The organism is Polaromonas sp. P1_E1_2 (assembly GCF_056406035.1).
The window spans coordinates 1-1,842 of sequence record NZ_JBFUAZ010000729.1 but is presented as its reverse complement, the minus strand read 5'-3'; the positions used below and the strand labels follow the sequence as shown (position 1 = coordinate 1,842).

At 61.3% G+C, this 1,842-nt stretch carries 2 protein-coding genes; both read right to left on the bottom strand.

Features of this window, described 5'->3' with window-relative positions:
• Nucleotides 1–971, bottom strand: a 971-nt coding sequence (locus tag AC1D1P_RS22240; RefSeq protein WP_477674477.1) for a 3-hydroxybutyrate oligomer hydrolase family protein, incomplete at its 3' end; no start/stop codon positions are given.
• Between the two features lie 299 nt (nt 972–1,270).
• A partial coding sequence (locus AC1D1P_RS22235) for a transporter substrate-binding and LysM peptidoglycan-binding domain-containing protein (RefSeq protein WP_477674476.1) occupies nt 1,271–1,842 on the bottom strand: 572 nt, incomplete at its 5' end.

Genomic DNA, 1,842 nt, shown 5'->3' with positions numbered 1-1,842 from the left:
CCGCTGATGAGCCCCTGCGTGTCCTGCTCGGCCGCGGCCAGCGCCGCGCCCGCGCCGTTGGACACGCTGGAGGCGATCACGATGGTGTTCGACGGGTTCAGCGTCTTCAGGCGGCCGCCGCCGTCAGGCGAAGGCTTGCCATAGCGCTCGTTCAGCACGAAGTAGGCAAACTCCACGGCCTGCAGCGTGTAGCGGCCCCAGTCTTTTTCAGAATTCTGCTGCGAATGCGCATGCTTGACGGCAAAGCGGTTGGGCGTGGCCGCGTTGAAGGCAGTGCGTTCAGCCTGCGTCAGGTTGGCGGTGAAGTTGGAGGCCGGGCCGGCCGCCACCGCATCGGCGCGCAAACCGTTTTGCAGATGCACCGTGTTGTTCTGCAGGTCGTGCATGCCGCTGCCGGTGCCCTTGTCGGTATAGGCCACGGCACAGCCGTTTTTCAGGCCCCATTCGCCAGACGACCCAATGGCGCCGTAGATACCGCGCGAACCGCTCGAGGTGCCGGTGACGATGCAGGGGCTGGCCGGGTTGAAGCTGGCCGGCACCTGCACCATCATCGTGACGTTCTGCCGGCCACTGCCGTCGTCTGAATAGGCGATGTATTCGGTACCGGCGATCTTGCCTTCACTGGCGGTGACGTTGCCCTTGGCGTCCACATTGGGGCCGTACAGCGTGCCGTAGCCGCCTCCGGGGGAAATGTCGAGGATGGCGCGGTAGTTGTTATAAATCGCAATCCGGCGCAACTCGGCCGCGCTCGGGTTCAGCGGGTCGACGGGCAGCGGCGCCGGTGCGGCCAGGCCGCTCTTGCCCAGGCCGGCAGTCAGCAAGTCGTCGTTGCCGCCGTCGTAGACGCCGGTGGTGATGCCGCCCAGCCAGACCGGTTTGATGTTGGGCTGCACGCCCACACMGCTTGCGCAGCCGCCCAGCGCGGCCACTGCCGCCAGGGCCGTGGTTGTTTTGATCAGGGTGAATTTCATGTCGTCCTCCTCGGGTTATTCGTACAACATCATCAGCGCAATGCCGTCTGTATGGGCGTTTTTGGTTGTCGGATTTGTAAGGTTTTTCTTGTAAGGGTTTTGCCTCAACCTCGCGTTGGCCCCGGACCGCCTCAAAGGCCTGGTCGCCTCTGCTGCCACAGCGTATAGACGCAGCGAAAAGAGTACGGCCCAAAAAAAAGCGGCGCCATGCGCCGCGATTCAGGCTGCCCGGTGAACGAACAGCCGCGTTACCCAGCCACAAGCCAAACCGGTTGCAGCATTGGGATTCAATGTGTGCTTCAGCCCTTGGGAATCACCAGCTTCTGGCCGACGTGAATCAGGTTCGGGTTGGGCAGGTTGTTGCGCGATTCAATCTCGCCAAAGCGCATGTTGCTTCCCAACGTGGCGGCGGCGATTTTCGAGAGGGTGTCGCCCGCTTTCACCACGTAAACCGTTTCGGTCTTGTCTGCGCTTTTTACCTTGCCCAGATTGGTACTCGTGAAATATTTCTTCACGAGCTCGCCGTATTCGGGCATGGCTTTCACCTTGCGAATGCCGATGTTGATGTTTTCGAGCAGCTGGCTGTCTGCCTTGCGCACACCTATCTTGTACTTGATGTTGGAGCCCGGAAGCTTGGACACCGCAAACTGCAGGTCCGTCCCGCGGATTTCGGCCACTCCGAAGGGGTAGTCGTAAATCACCGCGTCTACCTGGCCCTTTTTGATGAAATTGTTGATCCAGTTGCGCTCGCCGTTGACAGATTCGTCGCTCAGCTCGACCAGTCGCGCCTTCGGGAACTGGCGCGAGGCATAGGCCTTGACGTCCGGGTCGCCCTTGAGGATGCCGATGGTCAAGCCGTTGAGGTCTTCAA